Here is a 21,914-nt window from a genome sequence, read left to right on the forward strand (position 1 = left end):
TTCTCTTATGAACATGCGAGAAATCATGAAGGCCCAGCAGCGTCTGCAGAAATTGCAGGAGGAACTCGAGCAGAGTCAGTTTAGTGGGAGTGCAGGAGGCGGCGCAGTCATGATCACTATGAAGGGCAACTACGAGATTATCGCCGTCAAAATCGATCCCGAGGCGGTCAATCCCGAAGACATCAGCGAGTTGGAGGGGATGCTGCTGGCGGCAGCCAGGGATGCCTTCGGCAAAGTGGCTGAGGCGCAACAGAAGATGTTCAGCACGCTCACAGGCGGCATCAAGATTCCGGGATTGTTCTAGGCCATGAGCGAGCTGGCTCCCCCTGTTGCGGCCCTCATCGAGGAGTTCTCAAAGCTGCCGGGCATTGGCATCAAGACTGCACAGCGCCTGACCTTTTATGTGCTGCGCAGCCCTGCCGATCAGGCACGCCGACTGGCCGAGGCCATTTTGCGTGTCAAGGAAAGCATCATTTACTGCTCGCACTGCTTCAATATCACGGAGCACGACCCCTGCAGCATCTGTGAAGATCCTCAGCGCGATCGCCAGCTGGTCTGCGTGGTCGAGGAGCCGCTGGATGTTCTGGCCCTGGAACGGACCGGGGCCTACAAAGGTCTCTACCACGTGCTACATGGCGCGCTCTCTCCCCTGGAAGGCATCGGGCCTGATAATCTGCGCATCAAAGAATTGCTCGAACGCATCAGACACGAGGAGATTCACGAGGTCGTGCTGGCCACCAACCCCAACTTCGAAGGCGAGTATACGGCTAATTACCTGGTCTCTCGCCTGAAAGAGCTAAAGCCAGAACTGGCCCCCCGCCAATTGAAAATCACGAGCCTGGCCCGCGGCTTGCCCATCGGCGGCGACCTGGAATATGCCGATGAGGGGACCTTGCGCCGCTCAATTGAGGGACGCCTCGATCTCGGCGCCTGAAGCAGGCCAACGCTTTCCGTTCCGCTCGCTTGTTGACTTTCTTTGACAGATGTTCTACACTCATGCTGACCTTGCTCTTTCTCTTCTAGCTCGCCCGAACCTGGAACGAGCCAGAACTAGCAGACGTCAACAGGGATCAGTGGAGAAGGAGGATACGAGCAGCACAGCAAGAGCAATTGCTCAGAGCGAAGAGGGAAGGAAGCCGCCTCTTCCGCTTTCTGACCCTCACGAGGGAAGATATTCTGTGAGAGCGAGAACAGCAGGAGGTCATTCGATGCTGCCCGCGATTACCTCTCACATGGCAGGGGCATCGGGCCGCTTGTGGTTGGATATAGCACGAAAGGTGGCACTATGATGACCAGGAAAGAGAAGATGAGCATCGCTTCGGGCACGAATAGTAGCGCCCCGGCCAGTGAGCGGGAGCGCGCGCTTGAACAGGCTGTCCAGCAGATCGAGCGTCGCTTTGGGAAAGGGGCCATTATGCGCCTGGGCGAAGCGGCTCACGCTCAGGTGGAGGCAATCCCCACGGGGTCGATTGCCCTCGATCTGGCAATCGGCGTGGGCGGCGTGCCTCGCGGTCGCATTACGGAGATCTATGGCCCGGAGTCTTCGGGAAAGACAACGCTCTGCCTGCATATCATCGCAAATGCTCAGCGCGCCGGCGGCTATGCCGCTTTTATCGATGCGGAGCATTCGCTCGATCCAGCCTACGCCGCTCGCTGCGGAGTGGATATCACCAATCTCTTGATCTCTCAGCCGGATTCGGGCGAGCAGGCCCTGGAGATTCTCGACGCTCTGGTCCGCAGTGGAGCCGTGGATGTGGTGGTAGTGGATTCGGTGGCCGCTTTGACTCCCCGCGCCGAGATCGAGGGCGAGATGGGCGATTCCCACGTCGGCCTCCAGGCCCGCCTGATGAGCCAGGCCATGCGTAAGCTGACGTCGGCTATCACGAATTCGAACGCGGCAATCATCTTTACGAACCAGCTGCGCGAAAAGGTGGGTGTGATGTTCGGCAACCCGGAAACCACTTCCGGTGGCCGCGCGCTGAAGTTCTATGCTTCGGTCCGCCTGGATATCCGCTCAACGGATACGATTAAGGTCGGCCAGGAAGTGATCGGTCGCCGTACCCGCGTGCGCGTGGTGAAGAATAAGGTGGCCCCTCCCTTTAAGGTGGCTGAGTTCGATATTATGTATAGCGAGGGTATTTCTCGCGAGGGCGGCCTGCTCGACCTGGGCCTGGAGATGGGCCTGGTGAAGAAGAGCGGCGCCTGGTTCACTGTGGGCGATATCCGCCTCGGTCAGGGCCGCGAGAACGCGAAGGAGTTCCTTCGCCAGAATACGGATGTGGCCCAGGCTCTGGAAGAGCAGATTCGCAGCAATATGCTGTCGTTCCGCGGCGGCGAGGCCGAGCCGCTGGAGGATGGCCACGCCGATGAATCTCCGGCAGAGGCGCTGGAGGAGCTTTGAGTCTCTCCCGGCGATGAGTGCATGAGGAAGATGAGGTGAGAAGCAGCTCGATCGGTCGGCTGACCTCAGCCCGAGAGCTATGCATGCCAACCGCTCTGCCGCCGTTCTCTCTTTGCGGCTGGCTCTCTGGCCTGGTCTGCTGTTCTGGTTCGCCTGCTCTCTCACCACACAGCACCAGAGTGGCGCGGGCGGCGAAAGCAGATGGGGCCGTCCGCGTTTTGCTGTTCCTGGCAGGCAGGCAGGCAGACTGAGAGACTGGGCAACCAGCTCTTACCTTGCCTATCTCCATTGCGCTTGTCGCTCGCCCGCCTTCCTGCCGGCCCGTTCCGCTCAACTGGCCCTGCTCTCTGCGACTGGCTGGTCGCCCGACCACGCCCGCCCTCTTGGGCAGAGGCAAGCGCGAGAAGAGCCAGCCAGTCAGTATGCAGTTTGTATGACGAGGAGGCTCTATGGGACAGGTTCGCTTCGACTTTAGCGGCGAGGTGGCGCTGATTACCGGTGGTTCCCGCGGTCTCGGCCTGGAGATCGCTGAAGCCTTCGGTCAGGCCGGCGCAACGGTGATCATTACGGCCCGTCGCGAGCAGTGGCTCGCGGAGGCAGAGCGCCACTTGAAGGAACAGGGAATCACGGTCTCCGCCCAGCTCTGCAACGTAGCCGAGGCTGAGGCCGTCGAAGCTCTGGTCCGCCAGAGTTTGGCCCTCTATGGGAAGATCGATGTGCTGGTCAATAACGCCGGCCAAACCTGGGGTGCGCCCGCTGAGGAGATGCCCCTGGAGCGCTGGCGCCAGGTGCTGGAGACGAATGTGACAGGAACGTTCTTGATGTCTCAGGCAGTCGGGCGCCATATGCTGGAACGCCAAAAAGGCTCGATCATTAATGTGGCTTCGATCGCTGGTCTGAGCGGCGAGCAGCTACGAACGGCGGGCTATAACGCCAGCAAGGCGGCGGTGATCAATCTGACGCGCTCGCTGGCTGTGGAGTGGAGCGGACGCGGGGTGCGCGTCAATGCGGTGGCCCCCGGGATGTTTCGCACCCGGATGACGGAGGCCGTCCTGGAACGGGCTGAGAGCTATATTGCGAGTACTACGCCAATGGGCCGCATTGGACAGCCGGGCGAGCTGGCTCCAGTCGTCCTCTTCCTGGCTTCCGAGGCGGCCAGCTATATCACTGGCCAGGTGCTGGCCGTGGATGGAGGGCGCAGCGCTCAGTGAGCGAGGAGCTGATTCTCCCAACGCTGCGCTGGCTGCCGGAGGCGAAGAGCTGGCAGCCTTTCCGCGGCCTTCAGCCCTGTGACTGGCCACCCGAGGTGGAACCCGAGCGCCTCCCTCGCCCGGCCTATGCAGTTGGGACACGCGTCTATTTCGAGTATGTCGGTCCCCGTCCCTGGGAGGGCGTCATTCAGCTGATCGAGCTGCCCGGCGGTCACTACCAGCCTTGGGAGGATCTCGCTGCGCTGATCGCCCGCCGCTACTATCGGTCCGCGGCGATCGTCTATCTGATCCAGGCTCGCGGCCACCTGCGCCTGGTACGTGCCCCGCGCATTCTCGGCCTCTCAACTGGGAGCGAGCTGCGTCCTTTGCTGGAACATGGCTATGAGGATTTCTGAGCCAGGCCAGGGCAGGATGCTGTCCGCCTCAAGGCACCTCACGCCCCTTCCTTCACAAATATGAGCCGCAGTGGGCAGCTGACCTGGTCCTTCTGACAGGGCTGCCCACTCGCTGTGCCTCTGGATAGGCTTCCTCTATGGGTCCTCTCACGCTGGCCGCTGCTCAATGGGCTGGCTGGCCGGCAAGAAGCTATCCTTAGCTTTCGTGCTCGCCCAGCAAGCGGCGCACAATGAGGAAGGTGATCAGGGCACTGATGACCGTGACCGCCAGGACCAGGATAATGGTTAGCCGCTGGTCCTGCTGCTCCTCCTCTGGCTGATCGACGATTTCGATGGGGCGGCTGCTCGCCTCACCTGTTGTCTGTGTCATGACACTGCTCCCTTCTGCTCTGCTTGCCTCTCTCTCTTTGGGCTGGTGAGGATCGGACTGCTCACTGTCCTCGCTCGCGCCTGTGGCACCCTGCCGCAGCTCCTTCCTCAATCGTTGGGAAGGATGACAAGCTTGCCAAATTGCTGGCGCTCCTCCATGAGGCGCTGGGCTTCGGCGATGGCGCTCAGGGGATAGGTGCCATGCACCACTGGTTTGAGCTGACCGCGCACCACGAGCTTGAGCACCTCGGCCAGGTCGTGGCGCGTGCCTCCATAGGAACCAATGAGAGCAATCTCTTTGATGAAAAGCAGCCAGACATTCGTTTCGGCCACATCGCCGCTGGTCGAGCCGCAGGTCACCAGGCGCCCCTTGCGCGCAAGGCAGGCGATGTCTTGCTGCCAGGTATCTTTGCCAATGTGATCGACGACAACATCGACGCCCCGCTTATTGGTGAGGCGTCGGATCTCCTGCACCAGGTCTGTCGTCCGATAGTTGATGACCTCGTCGGCCCCCAAAGCTCGCGCTCGCTCCAGTTTCTCGTCTGAGCTGGCGGTGGCAATGACCCGCGCTCCGCAGAGCTTGGCGATCTGAATGGCCGCGCTGCCAACGCCGCTGCCAGCAGCCTGGACGAGCACATCCTGGCCCGGCTGCAGCGGGGCCCGGCTGGTGAGCATGTGCCAGGCGGTGATGGTCGAGAGGGTCACCGCCGCGGCAGAGACGAAGTCGAGGCCCTCTGGCAAGGGAACGATGCTGGAGGCGGGCACACGCACATATTCCGCAAAGCCTCCTTGACTGGCCAGACCAATGATGTCACTGTTGAGACAGAGCACTTCTTCACCCGAGCGACAATACTCGCAGCGGCCACAGAAGAGGTACGGCGCCACTGCCACCCGCTGGCCTACGCTCAGCCCGCTCACGGCGTCCCCCAGAGCGTCAATCTCGCCAGCGATCTCCGAACCACAAATATGGGGCATCGGGGCTACTCTGGTTCTCCCACGGCGTGAGTGCAGATCAAGATGATTCACTCCGCAGGCCCGAACTTTGACAATGACGTCCTGGGGACCGGGCACCGGGTAGGGTACTTCTTCGATTTGCAGGACCTCCAGGCCACCGGTTTGGTGAAAGACTGCGGCTTTCATGTTGCCTCCCGTTGGCAAGAGATGGGTATTTGCTACGTATGCAAGCTATGATGTATTGTACCTCATTCTCTTGCTTTCGCCCAGATTGTGCGCATCTGGTAATGCCCGCTCTGCCAATCTCAGCAACTGCTCCCAGCCCGCCTGGAGGAAGACCGGCAGCACGCTGGCCCGTCTGTCAGCTTTGTTCGCCCCCAGGGGGAGCGCAGAGACGCAGAGAGAGAGGGAGGGAGGGAGGGAGGCACGGCAGTGGCGCTGGGCCTCCCTCCTCTGGGTTTTCTCCGCTACGTCGTCTGCAGCAGGGTTGTCGCCCGCTTTTTTAGATCAGCTTTAAACCTGAGACGGCCAGGACGATGGCCAGGACAGGATTGAGCACTTGATCGGGGATAAATTTACTGAGCTTGCTGCCAATGTAGACGCCGGGCAGAGAGCCGAGCAGGAGCAGGCCAACGATCTCCCAGTTAATCGAGCCGGAGCTCAGATAGCCCACCATGCCGGCTAGCAGGAGGAGAAAAGCCTGAAAGATGTCGGTGCCAACGAGCTTCTTTGGTCCCAATTCAGGATATAAGAAGGCCAGGGTGACGATAATCAGGGTGCCGCTGCCAACGGAGGTGAGTCCTACCAGGAAGCCAACAAAGGCCCCAGCCAGGATCAGGAGCACCCGCCGGTACCAGGATGGACGACCTGCCGCTTCTTCGCTCCCTTCACTTTGCCCCGCCTCTATGGCCGCCTTTTTGCGCTCGCGCGCTCTCCGCTCGGCATAGCGCAAGAGATAAGGTCGCGCTAGCAAAAGGACAGCAACCAGCACCAGCGTGTAGCCAATGGCATGGAGCAGAATGGTATTGATCAGGTGACCGTAGTGGGCGCGAATGTATTGCACAAGCAAGACGCTGACAAGAATGGCGGGCACACTTCCACAGGCCAGCCAGAGGGCGGCGCGAAAGTCGATCTGACGCTGACGCGCATGGATGATGGTGCCAAAGCCCTTGGTAATGGCCGAGTAGGTCACATCCGAGGTCACAGCCCATAACGGGGGAACACGGAAGAGCAGGATCATGATGGGAGCCAGAAGCGAGCCTCCCCCCATACCGGTGAGGCCGATGAGGAAACCGACCATCAGCCCTGCAAGCGATATGCGAAAATCCATCAATATACCTCCCACACAGGTAACTCAACCAACGCTCGATACCACGGATAGCCTGAACTATGCTGGCTGGATACCCTGCCCTACCCTGACAGAGAAGATATCTCGCTTCCCGTCAGCAAGATCCGGCGCCCGGCGCCCCAGGGATCTCTTGTAGGGTTGTCGCTTTGTCTTCTCTACCGATCAACCTGGCAGCAGACTGAGCGGCCCGCAGCCTCTCCTGATGGAAGATGAGAAGAGGCAGAGCCAGAGGAAGCAGCGAGAGAAGGGCAAGCTGCGGTAAGGCCTGCTGACTTCCTGGCTGCTCCAGTGGCGCCTGACCTTGTCGCCAGCGCTGACCCATAATGAGGAGCGCATACAGCAGGAGGGCCAGCTCGTTCAGGGCCACCCCCAGGAAAAAGCTGGCGCCGGCCAGCACCAGATAATGAGAGAGGGCCGGATGCCGCACTGTCAGCCGCCCGAGGAGCCAGAGGCCAGCGGCGGTGTAGCCACCAGTGGCCAGTACCAACTCTGCCAGAATGAGGCGGGCACCGTGGACGGCCATCTCTAGCGTCAGAAAGCGCCGCAGCGATGGCAGCCTGCGATCTCCATCCGAGTTCGATCTCGCTGCAAACATCTCTCTTTCCTCCGTCTCCTTGCTCCTGGCTCCTGACCGCTTGCTCCGCTCGATCACCCCCTTGTCAGGTGCCGGCCTGCGGGCTAGCGGCTGGCACCTTCCTCGCTCCGCTCGCGCATGGCCTCGATCAGAATGCGCGCCACTTCGGGCCGCGTGAATTCGTGCGGCGGCATCTGGCCAGCACGCAGCATCTGGCGCACTTTCGTGCCGCTGAGAATAACATGCTGGCTACTGTCATGAGGACAGGTTTTTGTCGAGGCCATGCCCTCACAGGCACGGCAATAAAAGGTATGGTCAAAGAAGAGCGGCGTGATGCCGAGCAGCTTCGCATCAAATTCGGCAAAGATGTGATGGGCATCGTAGGTTCCATAATAGTTGCCGACGCCGGCATGGTCACGCCCCACAATGAAGTGAGAGCAGCCGTAGTTCTTGCGCAGAATGGCGTGAAAGATCGCCTCACGTGGACCAGCGTAGCGCATGGCCGCCGGGAGCACACCGAGAATGACACGGTCGGCAGGATAGTAGTGCTCTAGCAGCACTTCGTAGCAGCGCATGCGCACAGCGGCGGGAATGTCATCGTCTTTGGTAACGCCGACCAGGGGGTGCAGATAGAGGCCATCGACGATTTCGAGAGCGCATTTCTGAATATATTCATGGGCCCGATGAACGGGATTGCGCGTCTGAAAACCGACGACGCGCCGCCAGCCACGCTCTTGAAAAAGGCGCCGCGCCTGCTGCGGCGTGTAGCGATAAGCGGCGAAGGTCTGCTCTGGCAACGTCAGGATACGCACGCGCCCCCCAAGGAGAACGTCGCCCTGCTGGTAGAGGGCTTTGACGCCGGGATGTGCCTCATCATCGGTGCGATAGACGCGCTGTGCCTCGCGCTGCTTGTCATAGCGATACTTTTCTTCAAGCGTCAGTATGGCCTGCGGCAGGCCACGCTCATCAACGAGAGCCACCTCGCTGCCCTCTTTGAGGGGCGCGGCCCGCTCAGGATCGGTGGCCAGGGTAATAGGAATGGTCCAGGGAAGGCCGTTGCTGAGGTGCATCTCTGCGACGACGCTCTCGTAGTCGGCCCGCGTCATGAAGCCGCGCAGGGGACTGTAGGCTCCCACAGCGAGCATTTCCAGGTCCGCCAGCTCGCGGGTCCCGACGGGCAACTGGGGCAGCCGGCGCGCCCGCTCGCTCAGCTCCTGGCTCTCGCTCTCGTCAACAAGGTTGATAACTAGCTCGCCCCCATGAGGGGCAATCAATCCATCCTCTGACATCTGCCGTTTTTCTCCTGCTGCTTGCTCTCTACTGCTACGCTCTCAAGACGGGTTGTCGCTCTCTTCCTGAGCGGCCCGGAGCCGCCTCCATCTCTGCTTTTGCCCTCCTTCCAGTGGAGCAGACCGGGCCAGCTCCCAGGGGGAGTGCTGGCTGCCCAGTCAAGGCTTAAGAGGCCAGGCTCTCGCCGGAGCGCCCCACCGGGACCGCCTCTTCTGCAAACTCTGGCTCCAGATAGCCCAGCTCGACCAGGCGGGCAAAGATGCGCGCCACGCTCTGCTCCAGCGCCTCGCGGTCCGTTTCAATGACCAGCTCGGGCTGCTCCGGCTCCTCGTAGGGATCATCAACCCCAGTGAAGTTTTTGATCTTGCCCTCGTCGACGAGACGGTAGAGACCCTTGACGTCGCGCGCACGGCAGACCTCCAGCGGACACTTGACGTAGATCTCGACAAAGCGCCCGATCTCGCGCCGCGCCCATTCGCGCGCCTCGCGATAGGGCGAAATGGCCGCCGAAATACAGATCACGCCGTTGCGCGTCAGCAGCTTGCAGACAAAGGCAATGCGCTTAATGTTGGTATCGCGGTCCTCGCGACTGAAACCCAGACCCTTGCTCAGATGGGTGCGTACCTCGTCGCCATCCAGCACCTCGACGTTGCGCCCCCGCGCCCGTAAGCGCTGCTCGACTGCGCGGGCCAGGGTGCTCTTGCCCGCACCAGAGAGACCGGTAAACCAGAGTGTAAAGCCGCTATTGCCATTCGTTGTCATGAGCCTCTGCTCTCTCCTTTTTTCTTGTTCGTCTTCTTGCTCTTCGTATTGTTGCCTCTGAGTGACCGCTGTCTCTGCTTGCGGATCAGGAAAGACTGCTACCGGGCCGGAGGCCAGGCGTGCCCTCCTACGCCTGGGTCCTGGCCCCTGTGAGCGATGGCTGAGACTCGCGGGCGACCTCTTGCAGGACGAGAGCCTCGTAGAGGCGCCACTCTGGATCGAACTGGATGGCGGTCAATTCGGCGGTACCGCTGCTGCCCGCACGCAGAACCACACGCGACCGCTTCCCATCAACCAAGACCCAGGTCTGCGAGCGCGGCTCATAGCTGCAGTCCTGGAGCCAGTCAGTATCGGCATCAACCACAGCCTCGATGCTGGCCCTGCTTCTAGGATGAGTCAGCCGGGCCAACAGCGCCCGCCCACCAACGGTATCGGCTACGGTGAAGTGCTCGGCATCCAGGATGCGCACCGAGTGAGGATGATCCAGCCCCTCCAGCACTGGCTGCCATTCACCGCTCTGGCGATCGATGGCGATCACCATCCCTTGATGGAAGAGCGAAGCTAAGATGGCCCCCGTGGGATGCTCCGCGACAGAGTTGACATGAGTGGTCTGACTGAGAGTGCCATATTTCTCTTGGCGATGGTCACGCGCCTTGTCAAGCTGCCGCAGGGACCCGGTAGGAGTATGGGTGAAACCGTGATCGGTGGCCCACCACTGCCACAGAACTTCACCTTCGCGGCTGACCTCTACTACGAGATCAAGACCGGTGCTGGCTACCAGATAGCCGCGCGCGCTGCGCGAGATGGAATGCAAGGCGTTGAACAGGGGCAGCGAGATCACGTCACGGCGCAGCTCGCGCAGCAGCGGATCGACTTCGTGAATGCTGGTGGCGGTGGTGACCAGAACGCCCCCATCGGCGGGCACCAGGCCCGCCGCCATGCTGAGCGGCAGTGTGCGCTCAATGTTTCCATCAACAACCAGGCTGAGAAGCCCCCCCAGGTCCTCGTTGGGCTTCTGCAGACTACCACGCACCGTCAACGGACAGGCAAGCTGCTGACCCGTGTCGGCCCAATGCTTTTTGAGAGCCGAGTGTTTGGTTGAGATGCAGCTGACGAGAAGGTTCATAACCGTGCTTCTCTCCCTTTCTGGCCCTGCTCAGCAAAGTCTCTCTCGGGCAAGGACCATGTGAACATGACGTCATGATGACCGATCATAACAAGCACAGGCGGGCCACCGCGATCAGCGTCTCCGGCGGAGCATGGGCACAAAGAGGACCGAACCAATGCCCGGCCTGACCCGGCTCGGTCCGGTCCCCTCTGGCACCATCGCCGCACGCACGCTTTGTTCTTCCGCCCCACCTTTTACGTTGCCCGCTTTGTTGATTTTGTCTATCAACAATGTCGAGTACATCCGTTGTTACTATACTACTGTAGAGGATCGCACCTTGTCAACCCTAGGGCCGCTAGAGCAGAGCAGGCCCAGCCGGCGAGCCAGCCCGGGCCTGGACCTTGACGCTGCGCCAGACACGCGCTATCATCGGAGAGGCTACCAGAGAGCTATGAGGAAAGTATCAACAGACTATCAAAAGATTGCAAAAGATTGGCAGGCGTAGAGACGGAAGATGTTGAACAAGCTACGGGGTCGCAATCTCGCTCATCCTGGCTGCCTGCTGGGGACGACGCTTGGGTTAACGCTCGGCCTGATTCTCGCGGCAGTTTTGGCGGCCAGCTTTAACGTGAATATCAATGTGGACCTGGCCATCTGGTTTGGCCTGACGGTAGTGCTGGGGGGAGTGGGCTGGATTATCGGTGATCGCCTCTCTTCGCGCTTTCCAGCTCTTGAAGAAGAGCAGCCGCCACGGACCTGATGGGGTCGCCCTCCGGCCCAGCGCTGCTTATCTGCTTGACCTCCTGGTCTCTCCTCTCACGAAGCGAAGGGCGGACTGGCCCGGCCCGCAGTCATACAGGCTCACTCAGGTCTCGCCGTGGTGGCAAGTGGGCAAACCAGTTACCGCCAGGCGGTCAGGCTGCAGCAGGCTAGCAGGGAGGCTGGCGCCTGGCGATATTTTGTGGTATAGTTGTTTCTAACTACAAGGATCTCTCGGTTCCACTGCGCCTACCAGAGGTGAGGCATCAGGCAGTGAGTGAACCGCCTTCCTTGCCAGCAAGCTGAGCAAAGCCGCTCCAGCGCTCGGGCAATGACGCACAGTGCGTATCGTCGTTGACCGGCTCCGTATCACTGTGGTACCGATCGATCGATCGATCGCTGTGGTAGCTCTGGTACCGTGGTGGCCTCCGTGGCGGCTCCTCCGCTGCCCATCCTGGCGGCTTCCCCGGCCCTGTTCGCCACCTGCCACTGACCACCGCTACGGGTCCGTCCCTTTTGTTTCGGTCCGATAATCTACTGCTTCTTGTCACCTTTTCCCCTTCATGCCAGAAACGATGCGTAGCAGTGACGTGTCTGCCCGACACGGTCCAGGAGGACAAGCGATGTCAAAGAATGAGTTCCATCAGCCCGTTTCTAGCGATTCGGCCCCTCGGGGCAGCCGCTGTGAATGGTGTGGTGAGCCAGCGGAGCGGCAGCTCACAGCCATTGGCGGCCTCTACCACAACGACGGCGGCCTCTTCTGTCGTCCCTGTGGTGAGAAGTTTATCCAGGCAGTGCTGAACTCGCTGCAGTTTCCCGGTCAGTTTGGTCTGAGCGCGCGCTAGCGAACGAACGAGTCGTTCGGGCCATCCTCAGGGCCACCCAGGCTAGCCCGGCCTGGCCTGTCTTGTCCACCCTTTACAGTACCACAGTCCGCCGTTCGCAGGCAGGGAAGGGTCTCTCACTTTTTCGTGGAGCCTTCGCCTGCTCCTTGCTCCCCATCCTTACCCTCAGTGGACTGCAGATAAAGAGGACGCGCCTGGCAGAATTTGAGCCGGCGCGTCCTCGGGCCATCCTTCTCCGCGCTGCTGGGAGCGGGAGCGAGCAAGCTCAGGCAGAGCGGGAGACAAGGCTAGGCGTAGCGCTGAATGTATTCCTCGATGCGGAACTCACGAGGTGCAACGACCTCACGGGCCACGCTTTCCATTGTTGGTCGCTCCTCGCGGTAGAAGAGGCCGATATACTGCTTCTCGCTGTCGAGAGCATATCCCAGGGCTTTGAGCCGGTTGCTCGGATCGTGCTCCTCCGGCAACGGCGCTACAGCGGCATCCCAGGCATCGAAGGTATTATAGAAGGTTGGGCAGGGGCTAAGCACATGCACGAAGGAGAAACCTCGATGCAGGGTAGCCTGCTCGATCAGGGCCGCCAGCTCCTTGGGGCGAGCGGAGTAGCCGCGGGCCACGAAGCTCACGTTCAGCGAGAGGGCGGTCGCGACCGGGTTAAACTGCGAGGCCAGCAGGCCATAGGGCGACGACTTCGTCTTGTGGCCATGCGGGGAGGTTGGCGAGGTCTGCCCTTTCGTCAGGCCATAGGTCTCGTTATCCATCACGATGGCCGTAATATCGATATTGCGCAGAGCGGCATGCACCAGATGGCCCACGCCGATGCTGAAGAAGTCGCCATCGCCCCCCACCGCAATCACTGTCAGGTCAGGGCGGGCCATCTTCAGGCCCTGGGCGACCGGGAGAGCGCGCCCGTGCACGCTATGAAAGCCGAAGGTGCGAATAAAATGGGGGAAGCGGCTGGAGCAGCCAATACCCGAGACAACCACCGTCTGATCGACCGGCAGCTTGAGGGCGGCCATGCTGCGCAGCGTCGCGTTGAGCACGCCAAAATCGCCGCAACCCGGACACCAGGTCGGCTTGACCTCGCTCTTGTAGTCCTTGAGCGTGAGCGTTGGAGTGGTTGACTGAACCACGGCTAACAAACCTCCTCAATGGCCCGCAGGATCTCGCCCGCGGTGAAGGGAATGCCCCCGAATTTATTGACACGAATCGGCTGCAGGCCATACCTGGCCCCGAGCAGATTGGCCAACTGGCCCGAGTAATTGCACTCAGGCACGATGACTGTCTTGACCGAGCTGATGAAGTTGCGAAGGGCGCGGTCGGGCAACGGCGAGAGAATGCGCAGGTGCAGCGAGGCCACCTTGTAGCCCTTGGCGCGGGCGCGGTCCACCGCTTCCTGAATGGCCCCCTCGGTTGATCCCCAGCCGATCAGCCCGATCTCAGCGTTGCTGTCCCCATACGGCTCCGGCTGTGGCAGCTCCTGGGCCGCTGTCTCCAGCTTGCGAAAGCGCTTCTGCATCATGGCGGTGTGGTCTTCCGGCTCATAGTCGGGATGACCATGCTCGTCGTGCTCCAGGCCGGTGGCCGAGTAGGGGATCGCCCCGGGGCCGGGGACAGTCATGGGTGAGATGCCGCTGGCGGTATAGGCATAGCGCGCGAAGCTGGCCGCCAGGGCTGCCGCCGCTTCGTGCTTGCCATTGCTGCTGGCGCCATTGGCACCATTGGCACCGTTGCTAGCCGCCTTGCCATACTCAAGGCGGCCCTCGATGGTAAAGGGCTGAAAGACGCTGCGGTCGACGCTCTCGACGCGGGCCGTCAGCGACTGATCCGTGAGGAAAATGACCGGCATCTGGTAGCGGTCAGCCATGTTGAAGGCCAGACCCATCAAAGTGTAACAGTCAGCGACGTTGGCTGGCGCCACGATCAGGCGCGGGGTGTCGCCGTGACCGCCGTAGAGGGCAAAGCTGAGGTCGGCCTGCTCCATCTTGGTAGGCATGCCCGTGCTGGGGCCGGCACGCTGGGCATCAACAATGACCGCTGGTAGCTCAGCCATCGAAGCCAGCCCGATCAGCTCGGTCATCAGGGAAAAACCGGGTCCCGAGGTCGCCGTCATGGCTCGCACACCTCCAAAGGAGGCCCCCAGGACCGCCGCCAGGGCGGCCATCTCGTCCTCCGCCTGCAGGAAGGCGCCTCCTACCTGCGGTAGCTCCTTGGCCAGCGCTTCCATGATATCGCTGGCCGGCGTAATCGGATAGCCCGCGAAGAAGCCACAGCCCGCCGCCAGGGCACCCGCTACGACCGCCTGGTTGCCGTTGAGGACAACTCGATCGGCCTTCTCTACAGGGCCAAGCTGGTAAGGGTCCCGCTTCTCGATCTTCTCACGAACATAGCGATAGGCGACGTCTAGCGCCAGGCGATTCTTCTCCATCAAGATGGGATTGGCCTTGCGGGATTTGGAAAGACGGGACTCGACTACCTGGAGCAGGGCCTCCAGCGGTGGCCCGAAGAGGCCAGCTATGGCCCCTAGCATGACCATGTTCTTGGTCTGAAAGAGCTGCACTTCCTTGCGCGCTAGCTCATTGAAGGGCACGGCATAGGTGATGAAGTCGTCGCTCTCGGGCGTAAAATCGCCAGGATCATAGACCAGTACTCCCCCCCGGCGCAAATCGCCAATATTGCGGTCGTAGGCCTCTTTGTTGAGACAGATCAGGACGTCCGCATAGTCCCCCATCGATTTCACCGGGCGATCGCTGATACGCACCTGGAACAGGCAGGGACCGCCCAGAATCTCCGCCGGAAAGGTGCGGAAGGTGAAGACGTGATAGCCCCAGCGCGCGGAGGCGAGCGCCAGGATGTCACCGCCCGAGATGGTCCCTTCGCCCGACTCGCCACCAATCCGAATCGTCACTTCATTCTCCATTGAATGCCCCCTCTAAAAATTCAACCGCGCCCTGTGCACAGAAATGGCGCGGCCTTAAAAAGCGCTCCCGGGATTCCACAGAGTGCTCGCAACTAACAGCGATCGCTCTCTGCTCTCGTTCCGGTCTGCGTCTGCTCGACTGCCTTGCACTCAAAACAGGGTGCTTTGCCGATGGCACGACTCCTGTGTTCACGATGCTGCTGCTTACTGCTGAATCCGCCAATGCACTCGTCGCTGACTGGCTTGGCCTGGCTTGCCCCCTCTCATTCATTGACCTTTATACCTTGAACGGGCAGCCAGCCTTTGCTGTCTCTACACTTTCGATATTATAGCACAATGTGGACCGTACGATGTATCGATCCGTGGCAATGCTGGTCCAAATGTCGCGGGGCCTTGTGGACTTTTCTGGCTTCTCCCTCTTCCCAGCGAATCCCAAGTATGTTACAATAATGGACGCAAGGGCCCATAGCTCAGCGGTTAGAGCAGCCGGCTCATAAGTGCGCCGCTGTGCTCTACCTGTCTCTGCTGCGCAGTGCAGCACCACTGGGACCTCTGTGGTTAAAGCCTGGCCTGACCCGATCCCGAAAGGGTTAGGGGACAGCAGCATGGCCAGAAAAGTACGGCTCGGGGAAAACTGCTTACCCCGCTCCGTGCAGCGAGGCCGTATATGGTGAGGAGGGACTTCCGAACCCGAGATGTGCCCGCTCAACCACCCGTGCGATGGCAGGATTGCGCACGTTGCCCGATTTGACGACCGTGGTTATGAGGGTCGTCAAGGGTCCCATCGGGCTGATGGTTGGTAGCCCGGCACGTCGTAAGGGCACCTACGTACGGACCGAGACAGGTAGGGAACTGCGGGATCACCTGCCAGGATACGGGCGGGCTTCCTACCCGCCAGCGCCAGGGTCGCTGGCACCACCCGTGTCCTCTGGTGACGGAGTGCCCATAGTACTCAAACGATCGGGGTAATGCCCGATACAGGGGGAAGGGGCACAGGGCGCTCTGGCTCACCATGACGGTGGCTCCCCAGCCACGGTCTGTGGCGAGAGAGCGCCTGGAGAGCCGTGTGCGCCGAAAGGCGCACGCACGGTTCGGGAAGAGATGACTTCGCTCAGCACTGGCTCGATCGCTCGCAAGCCAGTTGCGAGCCACGGTCGTCGGCTTCACCCGGTTGGTCCCTGGTTCGAATCCAGGTGGGCCCACTTTCATTCTGGCTTGCTGCCGTCTGGCAGCCGGCTTGCTCCGGCTGCTCTCCCATTCCGACCATGAGGAGGGCCGCCCCCTCTCTTCTTCTCTGACAGCGGCCTTAGATTGTGAGCGCTCTCCGGGCCCAGCTCCGCGACCTCTTTGGCCTTCCCTGAACACCTGCACGCAGCTACTAGGAGAGGATGAAGATACGATGGAGGAAGAAGAGAGCGGAACAGGTGAAAGCAGAGAAGGTGAACTATCACAAGGAAACGCCCAGACAGGGGACACGCCCCCAAAAAGGAGGGGCGTGGTCTGTACGACCCCACCCCTACTGGTGACGCTTCAGGAAGCGCTCCATACGCCGTAGCGCCTCTTCTAGCTGATCATAAGCGGCGCAGTAGGCAGAGCGCACATAGCCCTCTCCACAGGCCCCAAAGGAACTACCGGGTACGACGGCAACGCGCTCCTCTAGCAGGAGCTTTTCGGCAAATTCCTCGTCACGCATACCGGTCTGAGCCACACAGGAAAAAGCGTAGAAGGCCCCGCGCGGCTCACAGGTCGGCAGGCCAATGCGGTTCAGGCCGTCGACAAACATCCGGCGTCGCCGCGCGTATTCGGCGTGCATAACCTGGACATCTTCTTCACCGTGGCGCAGGGCCTCCAGAGCGGCGATCTGAGCAACGGTGCTGGCGCACATAATGGCGTATTGATGCACTTTCAGCATGGCCTCTAGCAGGGTGGCTGGAGCCGCTACGTAGCCAACGCGCCAGCCTGTCATCGCATAGGCTTTGGAGAAGCCATCGAGCAAGATGGTGCGCTCACGCATGCCCGGCAGCGACGCCATGCAGACATGCTCAGTGTCATAGACCAGGCGACTGTAGACTTCGTCGACAACTACGTAGAGGTCGTGCTCCAGGGCCAGACGCGCGATCCCTTCCAGCTCGGCCCGCGGAATGACAGCCCCCGTCGGATTGTTGGGGTTGCCAAGAAGAATTACTTTGGTGCGAGGCGTGATCAAAGGCGCGATTTCAGCGGCCCGTACGGCAAAGTCATAACGCGCATAGGTCGGAACCGGTACGACCACGCCTCCCGCAAAGAGAATAGCCGCCTCGTAGGCGACGTAGCCAGGGTCAAGCGAGATCACCTCATCGCCCGGATCAACCAGCGCACGCATCGCCAGATCAACCCCTTCGCTGACGCCTACGGTGATCAGGATCTCTCTCTGCGGCTCATAGTGCAGACCGTAGCGACGCTGCAACATCGCAGCGATCTCTTCGCGCAATTCAAGGGTTCCATAGTTCGACGTGTAGTGCGTCTCTCCACGTCTCAGGGCTTCAATGCCCGCCTGGCGAATATGTTCCGGCGTGACAAAATCAGGCTCGCCTACCCCGAGCGAGATCACATCCGGCATGCTGTTGATGATGTCGAAGAATTTGCGAATGCCGGAGGGTTTGACGGCCCGCACTCGCTGTGAGAGCGCTTCGCGTTTGAGTGTGTCCATAATCAGCTGCCTATCCCTTCTTGTGCACACATGGAGGCCAGAACTGGCAAGCAACGCCCGCGGTTGCCTGCTCACTCTCTGCCAGGATCATCTGCCAGGCGGATGATCCCGCAGGTGCCTTCGCTGTCAGCGTCCTGTTGCCTCTGCTGTTTCCACTGTAACATAAACGGGCCAAGGAGACAACGCCTCTCCGCTGGACCTGCCCCAGATGGTCAGGGGCGCCCAACGTTGTTCTCTCTGCTGGCTGGTCCGCTCGGCCCGCTCTCTGGCATGCTTCCACTCTGGCAGAGCGAGCACGGCGCCTTATCGGCTGCTTCTTCCTGCGCTCGCTCGTTGCCGGCAAGCCGCCAGGGCTTAGGTGGCCAGGCTACGCAGCTTCTCGACAATGCCGGGCAGAACAGCGAGGACGGTTTCGATGTCTTCTTCGCTGTTGTCCTTGCCCAGCGTCAGGCGCAGGCTGCCGCGCGCCCACTCAGGCGGCAGGCCAAGCGCCACCAGCACATGTGAGGGTTCCACCGAGCCAGAGGTGCAGGCGGAACCGGTCGAGGCGGCAATGTTGAGCAGGTCAAGGTTGAGAAGGATCGATTCGCCCTCGACTCCCTCAAAGCAGAAGCTGGCATTGTTGGCCAGGCGCTGCGTCGGATGGCCGGTCAGGCGACTGCCCGGGATACGGCCAAGGATGCCGTCGATCAGACGATCACGCATGGCCCGTAGCCGCGGCTGAACCTGCTCCAGCTCCTCGTAGGCCAGGCGTAGAGCAGTAGCTGCCCCAACGATGCCAGCCACGTTCTCGGTCCCAGCTCGCCGCCCGCGCTCCTGCGAACCTCCTTGCTGCTGCGGCAGCAGCCGCACCCCCTGGCGCACATACAGGATGCCTACGCCCTTCGGTCCATAGAATTTGTGGGCCGAGAGCGAGAGCAGGTCGGCGTTGAGCGCCTTGACGTCGAGCGACAAGGCCCCACCCGCCTGGACAGCGTCAATGTGGAAGGGGACCTTGCGCTGCCGACAGATGCGCCCGATCTCTTCCACTGGCTCGATGGTACCGATTTCGTTGTTGGCATACATGATGGAGACGAGCACGGTCTCATCGGTTATGGCTCGCCCCACAGCATCGGGGTCGACAAGACCATCCCCGTCAACCGGTAGATAGGTAACGTTGAAGCCAAAACGCTCTAGATAGTGACAGGTGTGCAGGACGGCATGATGCTCGATGGATGAGGTAATGATGTGCTTGCCTTTGTTTCGCGCGGCCAGGGCGACGCCTTTGATGGCCAGATTGTCGCTCTCTGAACCACAGCCGGTAAACACGACTTCGGTGGGCCGGCAGTTGAGCAGAGCGGCAATCTCTTCGCGTGCCCCGTCAATGGCTTGCATGGCCCGCCGCCCCAGGGTGTAGATGCTGCTGGCGTTGCCATAGTCGCTGGTGAGATAGGGCAGCATGGCCTCCAATACCCGCGGGTCAAGGGCAGTCGTGGCCGCATGGTCAAGATAAATGACTCGCTCTGGCATAGATGACGCCCGCTCTTCCTTCAGTTGAGTCTACGATGTCGGCCTCTCTCGCTCTACCATCGCCAGCCAGTCGCTAGCAAGCCGTAGGCTTGTGCGATGGTCGCTTTCATTGTATCATAGGGCTATTCCGCTTGGCTGTCGATGACAGTGGGCACCCCGACAGCAGCCTCGCGTGACCTGTCGGCCCCCATCTCTTGCTCCTCAGCTTCCGATGGGACGCGCCCCTTGTCCTGCTTCTCCACACCGTCACTACGCGGCTCTCCTGGCAATGGTCAGTCAGTGGCACAGATTGAAACAGATCGGCACAAGTGATGAGTGGAGCTTGAGCCAGCACTCTCGTTAGCTGAAAGATCTAAGAAAGGAGTAAGAGCCTATGCCAGAAAGAGAATTTATTACACTCATTCCCACCTTTGAGCAGCTAGAAGGGAATTTGGTGATCATACGCCCCTGGGAGGAGAGCGATGCCCCCGATCTCTTCGCAGCAGTTCAGGAGTCGCGCGAGCACTTGCGCCCCTGGCTACCTTGGGCCGACCAGTATCAGCGCATCGAGCAGAGCTATGAGTGGATCCACCATCAGCAGGCGAGCTGGCTGCTACGAACAGTGCTCTCCTGCGCAGTCAGAGAGAAGGCTGGTGGCAGGTTGCTTGGAGGACTCGGCATCCATCCCCACGACTGGCAACTTGGCATTTTTGAGATTGGCTATTGGTTGCGCCATGACGCGACTGGGCACGGCTACATGACGGAGGCCGTGCGTCTGGCTACCGAGTGCGCTTTCGAGCGCTGGCAAGCCAACCGCATTGTGATCCGTTGCGATGAGCGTAACGAGCGCAGCGCTGCTATCCCGCGCCGCCTGGGTTTCGTCTTTGAGGGCTGCCTGCGCAACGAGGCCCTCGCTCCCGACGGCCAGCTGCGCAATACGCTGGTCTTTGCTTTGACACCGGCGGACCACTGGCAGGCCAGCCAGTACAGTAAATGAGGAGCGGAGAGGGGTCGGCAGCGACCTCTCTCCTTCCGGCTGGGCCCCTCAGTACAGCTCAAGGCAATGCCGCGCACGATCGTCGCCCACCACTAGAGGCTGCCCCAGTTGTAGACGGTGTCCGGTTGCACGTGCGGACTGTTATAGGCCAGGGTGATGAGTTCGTGAGCCTGCAACTGGAGGCTGTGGAAGTCGCCTTGATAGGGCTTGCCATCGACATAGACACTCCAGCCGCTGGCCTGGTCGAGCTGGCTGGGAAAGCCGCTGCCCAGCTCAGCAAACTCGTTTTTCCAGATATCGAAGAACTGCCCGAGGGTAAAGCGTTCGTTCTGCGGCGCCTCAATATGAATAACGCCTGTGGTGTCATGAGTATGAAGCCAGTAGATGCAGTCGCTGGCGATGCCCGTGTTGGCCGGCAGCTGCACGGGCTGACCGTTGATGTAGATCGAGAGATGGGCGTGATAGTGTACAGCTACCTGCTCACTGGCATCGCAGTAGACTTGATCAACTGGCGGATAGGCGGCGTCAACAACTGGGCGCCCCTGGCTCTGCTGATTTTGAGCCTGACCCTGGGAGCCGGTCCGAATCAGGAAGTAGACCCCGCCTCCCAGAAGCAGGAGAAAGATGACGACGACGCCGACAGAGAGGAGCAGCTTGCGGAGCTGGGCTTGCTGATGCGCTCGCATGCGCTGCTGTTGCTCTCGCCGCCTGCGCTCCTCCCGCGCTTGCTTGATCGTTAGATCCTGCTTCCGCTCTCCCACCTGTGACCCTCCCTGTGGGCTGCCCGGACCGGCCCCCGCCGTGCGCCTCACAATACCGCTAGCCTGCTGAGCCTTCCTTTTGCTCATCGTTCTTCTCCTGATGACCCTCCATCGTCGGCCTCTTCTTCTTGAAGAAGCCCTCATTCAGGCTGCCGCTGCGAAAGCCGAGAAGATCGAGGGTGACATAGAGATAGCCGAGACGGCGCAGACCCTCCGTGACCTGGCGGCTCGTCTCCTCTTCGATCAGACGGGGCATGTCCTGCCGCTCGACCTCAATGCGGGCTACGACCCCGTGGTGGCGCACTCGAACCTGACGCAAACCAAGCTCGCGCAGGAGCTTCTCCGCCTGATAGACCTTCTGCAATGTCTCAATGTCGATGCGTGTCCCATAAGGAATGCGCGAGGAAAAGCAGGCCAGCGCAGGCTTATCCCAGACGGATAGACCCAGCCAGCGGGCCAGGGCCCGAATCTCGCTTTTGTGCAGCCCCGCCTCCAGTAAGGGACCACGCACGCCGAACTCGCGAGCCGCGCGCTGCCCTGGGCGAAAATCGCCCTCATCGTCTTTGTTAACCCCATAGGCTACATAGCGCAGGCCATGCTGCTGAGCCAGGGCCGTTAGATGAGTGAATAGCTCCGTTTTACAAAAATAGCAGCGATTAGGCTTGTTGGCGAGATAGCGCTCATCCTCAAGCTCATGGGTCTCAACGGTCAGCACTCGAATGCCCAGGTCACGCGCCAGTTGCAGCGCGGCCTCGCCCTCTTCAGGCGCATAGGCAGGCGAGAGCGCCAATGCGCCAAGCGCTCGCTCGCCGAGCTCGTCGTGGGCTACCTTCAAGAGCAAGGTGCTATCGACGCCGCCGGAGTAGGCCACCAGAACCGACTCCATCTTTCTCAGAATGGCCTGCAAGCGTTGATATTTCTCCAGTGTGGCGGCCCCAAGCTCAAGAGCCGGCACACGTTCATTCTTCGCCGAGGGAGTTGTGAGCATAGAACTGCTATTGTGCCTTTCTTGGATCTCCCACCCTGGGGGGAACGCCGGCGCT

At 60.9% G+C, this 21,914-nt stretch carries 21 protein-coding genes; 8 read left to right on the top strand and 13 right to left on the bottom strand.

Annotated features, from left to right (window positions below):
- Positions 1-7: 7 nt before the first annotated feature.
- From N688_RS13550 to N688_RS13570, 5 genes are all read left to right on the top strand, one after another.
- Complete coding sequence (locus tag N688_RS13550; RefSeq protein WP_052889775.1) at positions 8-304, top strand: YbaB/EbfC family nucleoid-associated protein; 297 nt, start codon at positions 8-10, stop codon at positions 302-304.
- A 3-nt stretch (positions 305-307) separates the two neighbouring features.
- Positions 308-934 (top strand): recombination mediator RecR, encoded by a 627-nt coding sequence (gene recR / locus N688_RS13555; RefSeq protein ID WP_052889776.1) that lies wholly within the window; start codon positions 308-310, stop codon positions 932-934.
- 354 nt (positions 935-1,288) lie between these two features.
- On the top strand, positions 1,289-2,401 hold the full coding sequence (gene recA, locus N688_RS13560) for a recombinase RecA (RefSeq protein WP_420341018.1): 1,113 nt from the start codon (positions 1,289-1,291) through the stop codon (positions 2,399-2,401).
- Positions 2,402-2,850: 449 nt separating this feature from the next.
- A complete protein-coding gene (locus N688_RS13565) occupies positions 2,851-3,612 on the top strand; it encodes a glucose 1-dehydrogenase (RefSeq protein WP_052889778.1) in 762 nt (253 codons plus the stop codon).
- Positions 3,609-4,007, top strand: coding sequence for a hypothetical protein (locus N688_RS13570; RefSeq protein ID WP_052889779.1), 399 nt, complete (start codon positions 3,609-3,611; stop codon positions 4,005-4,007). The genes N688_RS13565 and N688_RS13570 overlap by 4 nt, the downstream gene beginning before the upstream one ends.
- Before the next feature lie 196 nt (positions 4,008-4,203).
- Here N688_RS13570 and N688_RS22860 read toward each other — a convergent pair whose 3' ends face one another.
- The 7 genes from N688_RS22860 to N688_RS13600 form a co-directional block, all read right to left on the bottom strand.
- Positions 4,204-4,377, bottom strand: a complete 174-nt coding sequence (locus tag N688_RS22860) for a hypothetical protein (RefSeq protein ID WP_156025419.1) — start codon at positions 4,375-4,377, stop codon at positions 4,204-4,206.
- Between the two features lie 107 nt (positions 4,378-4,484).
- Positions 4,485-5,516, bottom strand: a complete 1,032-nt coding sequence (locus N688_RS13575; protein ID WP_052889780.1) for a zinc-binding dehydrogenase — start codon at positions 5,514-5,516, stop codon at positions 4,485-4,487.
- A 316-nt stretch (positions 5,517-5,832) separates the two neighbouring features.
- On the bottom strand, positions 5,833-6,660 hold the full coding sequence (locus tag N688_RS13580) for a sulfite exporter TauE/SafE family protein (RefSeq protein ID WP_052889781.1): 828 nt from the start codon (positions 6,658-6,660) through the stop codon (positions 5,833-5,835).
- A gap of 112 nt (positions 6,661-6,772) precedes the next feature.
- A complete protein-coding gene (locus N688_RS13585; protein ID WP_052889782.1) occupies positions 6,773-7,273 on the bottom strand; it encodes a hypothetical protein in 501 nt (166 codons plus the stop codon).
- Positions 7,274-7,356: 83 nt separating this feature from the next.
- Entirely contained in the window at positions 7,357-8,541 is a 1,185-nt protein-coding gene (gene sat / locus N688_RS13590) for a sulfate adenylyltransferase (protein ID WP_052889783.1), read from the bottom strand.
- Positions 8,542-8,707: 166 nt separating this feature from the next.
- Positions 8,708-9,304: an adenylyl-sulfate kinase gene (gene cysC, locus N688_RS13595; protein WP_052889784.1), complete on the bottom strand. Its 597-nt coding sequence runs from the start codon at positions 9,302-9,304 to the stop codon at positions 8,708-8,710.
- A gap of 127 nt (positions 9,305-9,431) precedes the next feature.
- Positions 9,432-10,430, bottom strand: a complete 999-nt coding sequence (locus tag N688_RS13600; RefSeq protein WP_052889785.1) for a hypothetical protein — start codon at positions 10,428-10,430, stop codon at positions 9,432-9,434.
- Between the two features lie 496 nt (positions 10,431-10,926).
- Between N688_RS13600 and N688_RS13605 the strand changes: the two genes are divergently transcribed.
- Together N688_RS13605 and N688_RS13610 are read left to right on the top strand one after the other, a co-directional pair.
- Positions 10,927-11,172, top strand: a complete 246-nt coding sequence (locus N688_RS13605) for a hypothetical protein (protein WP_052889786.1) — start codon at positions 10,927-10,929, stop codon at positions 11,170-11,172.
- A gap of 622 nt (positions 11,173-11,794) precedes the next feature.
- Positions 11,795-12,016, top strand: a complete 222-nt coding sequence (locus tag N688_RS13610; protein WP_052889787.1) for a hypothetical protein — start codon at positions 11,795-11,797, stop codon at positions 12,014-12,016.
- 287 nt (positions 12,017-12,303) lie between these two features.
- On the opposite strand, the gene N688_RS13615 is transcribed toward N688_RS13610, so the two are convergent.
- From N688_RS13615 to nifS, 4 genes are all read right to left on the bottom strand, one after another.
- Positions 12,304-13,149 carry a 2-oxoacid:ferredoxin oxidoreductase subunit beta gene (locus tag N688_RS13615; protein WP_202901923.1) on the bottom strand — a complete coding sequence of 282 codons (846 nt, stop codon included), beginning with the start codon at positions 13,147-13,149 and terminating at the stop codon, positions 12,304-12,306.
- Between the two features lie 2 nt (positions 13,150-13,151).
- Complete coding sequence (locus N688_RS13620; RefSeq protein ID WP_052889789.1) at positions 13,152-14,936, bottom strand: 2-oxoacid:acceptor oxidoreductase subunit alpha; 1,785 nt, start codon at positions 14,934-14,936, stop codon at positions 13,152-13,154.
- A 1,516-nt stretch (positions 14,937-16,452) separates the two neighbouring features.
- The gene (locus tag N688_RS13625) at positions 16,453-17,625 is read right to left on the bottom strand and encodes an aminotransferase class I/II-fold pyridoxal phosphate-dependent enzyme (RefSeq protein ID WP_052889790.1); all 1,173 of its coding nucleotides are present in this window, start codon (positions 17,623-17,625) and stop codon (positions 16,453-16,455) included.
- 354 nt (positions 17,626-17,979) lie between these two features.
- On the bottom strand, positions 17,980-19,134 hold the full coding sequence (gene nifS / locus N688_RS13630) for a cysteine desulfurase NifS (protein WP_052889791.1): 1,155 nt from the start codon (positions 19,132-19,134) through the stop codon (positions 17,980-17,982).
- A gap of 373 nt (positions 19,135-19,507) precedes the next feature.
- Between nifS and N688_RS13635 the strand changes: the two genes are divergently transcribed.
- The gene (locus N688_RS13635) at positions 19,508-20,110 is read left to right on the top strand and encodes a GNAT family N-acetyltransferase (RefSeq protein ID WP_052889792.1); all 603 of its coding nucleotides are present in this window, start codon (positions 19,508-19,510) and stop codon (positions 20,108-20,110) included.
- A gap of 92 nt (positions 20,111-20,202) precedes the next feature.
- Here the strand turns inward: N688_RS13635 and N688_RS13640 are convergent, their stop codons facing one another.
- Both N688_RS13640 and larE read right to left on the bottom strand, forming a co-directional pair.
- The gene (locus tag N688_RS13640; protein WP_052889793.1) at positions 20,203-20,958 is read right to left on the bottom strand and encodes a hypothetical protein; all 756 of its coding nucleotides are present in this window, start codon (positions 20,956-20,958) and stop codon (positions 20,203-20,205) included.
- Positions 20,930-21,859: an ATP-dependent sacrificial sulfur transferase LarE gene (gene larE / locus N688_RS13645; RefSeq protein WP_052889794.1), complete on the bottom strand. Its 930-nt coding sequence runs from the start codon at positions 21,857-21,859 to the stop codon at positions 20,930-20,932. Before larE ends, N688_RS13640 begins: the two co-directional genes overlap by 29 nt.
- Positions 21,860-21,914: the final 55 nt, after the last annotated feature.

This window comes from Thermogemmatispora carboxidivorans, from assembly GCF_000702505.1.
GTDB lineage: Bacteria > Chloroflexota > Ktedonobacteria > Ktedonobacterales > Ktedonobacteraceae > Thermogemmatispora > Thermogemmatispora carboxidivorans.

Excerpts from the sequence above, each read along its gene's own strand:
- N688_RS13565 (WP_052889778.1), top strand. The coding sequence starts at position 2,851 with ATGGGACAGGTTCGCTTCGACTTTAGCGGCGAGGTGGCGCTGATTACC.
- N688_RS13625 (WP_052889790.1), bottom strand. The coding sequence starts at position 17,625 with ATGGACACACTCAAACGCGAAGCGCTCTCACAGCGAGTGCGGGCCGTC.
- N688_RS13605 (WP_052889786.1), top strand. The coding sequence starts at position 10,927 with ATGTTGAACAAGCTACGGGGTCGCAATCTCGCTCATCCTGGCTGCCTG.
- N688_RS13585 (WP_052889782.1), bottom strand. The coding sequence starts at position 7,273 with ATGTTTGCAGCGAGATCGAACTCGGATGGAGATCGCAGGCTGCCATCG.
- N688_RS13640 (WP_052889793.1), bottom strand. The coding sequence starts at position 20,958 with ATGAGCAAAAGGAAGGCTCAGCAGGCTAGCGGTATTGTGAGGCGCACG.
- N688_RS13620 (WP_052889789.1), bottom strand. The coding sequence starts at position 14,936 with ATGGAGAATGAAGTGACGATTCGGATTGGTGGCGAGTCGGGCGAAGGG.
- N688_RS13580 (WP_052889781.1), bottom strand. The coding sequence starts at position 6,660 with ATGGATTTTCGCATATCGCTTGCAGGGCTGATGGTCGGTTTCCTCATC.
- N688_RS13635 (WP_052889792.1), top strand. The coding sequence starts at position 19,508 with ATGCCAGAAAGAGAATTTATTACACTCATTCCCACCTTTGAGCAGCTA.
- nifS (WP_052889791.1), bottom strand. The coding sequence starts at position 19,134 with ATGCCAGAGCGAGTCATTTATCTTGACCATGCGGCCACGACTGCCCTT.
- N688_RS13600 (WP_052889785.1), bottom strand. The coding sequence starts at position 10,430 with ATGAACCTTCTCGTCAGCTGCATCTCAACCAAACACTCGGCTCTCAAA.
- recR (WP_052889776.1), top strand. The coding sequence starts at position 308 with ATGAGCGAGCTGGCTCCCCCTGTTGCGGCCCTCATCGAGGAGTTCTCA.
- N688_RS13575 (WP_052889780.1), bottom strand. The coding sequence starts at position 5,516 with ATGAAAGCCGCAGTCTTTCACCAAACCGGTGGCCTGGAGGTCCTGCAA.
- sat (WP_052889783.1), bottom strand. The coding sequence starts at position 8,541 with ATGTCAGAGGATGGATTGATTGCCCCTCATGGGGGCGAGCTAGTTATC.
- recA (WP_420341018.1), top strand. The coding sequence starts at position 1,289 with ATGACCAGGAAAGAGAAGATGAGCATCGCTTCGGGCACGAATAGTAGC.
- cysC (WP_052889784.1), bottom strand. The coding sequence starts at position 9,304 with ATGACAACGAATGGCAATAGCGGCTTTACACTCTGGTTTACCGGTCTC.
- N688_RS13610 (WP_052889787.1), top strand. The coding sequence starts at position 11,795 with ATGTCAAAGAATGAGTTCCATCAGCCCGTTTCTAGCGATTCGGCCCCT.
- larE (WP_052889794.1), bottom strand. The coding sequence starts at position 21,859 with ATGCTCACAACTCCCTCGGCGAAGAATGAACGTGTGCCGGCTCTTGAG.
- N688_RS22860 (WP_156025419.1), bottom strand. The coding sequence starts at position 4,377 with ATGACACAGACAACAGGTGAGGCGAGCAGCCGCCCCATCGAAATCGTC.
- N688_RS13550 (WP_052889775.1), top strand. The coding sequence starts at position 8 with ATGAACATGCGAGAAATCATGAAGGCCCAGCAGCGTCTGCAGAAATTG.